The 277-nt window shown below is 70.8% G+C and carries 1 protein-coding gene; it reads left to right on the top strand.

The window, feature by feature from the left end:
• Positions 1-277: DUF222 domain-containing protein (locus FLV34_RS40045; protein ID WP_147945655.1), on the top strand; the 277-nt coding region annotated here is incomplete at both ends.

Genomic DNA, 277 nt, shown 5'->3' with positions numbered 1-277 from the left:
GAGCGGGCCGATTACGGGCGGCGGTTCCTGCGGGTCCGCCCGGGCAAGGGCGGCGGCGTGGAAGGGGAGTTCTACCTGCCGCGTGAGGCCGGTGCCCGGTTGATGGCGTTGTTGCAGGCGTACGCCAAGCTGAGGGCTCAGGGGGATGACCGCCCGTTGACGGTACGTCAGGCGGACGCGCTGATCGCCCTGCTGGAGCAGAAGATCGCCGCCGAGCTCCTCGTCGTGGTCAGCGCCGAATCCCTCCCCACCGACCCCGAAACCACCGACCCCACCG

Source organism: Microbispora sp. CSR-4, from assembly GCF_008033685.1.
GTDB lineage: Bacteria > Actinomycetota > Actinomycetes > Streptosporangiales > Streptosporangiaceae > Microbispora.
This window is presented reverse-complemented; position numbering and strand designations above follow the sequence as displayed.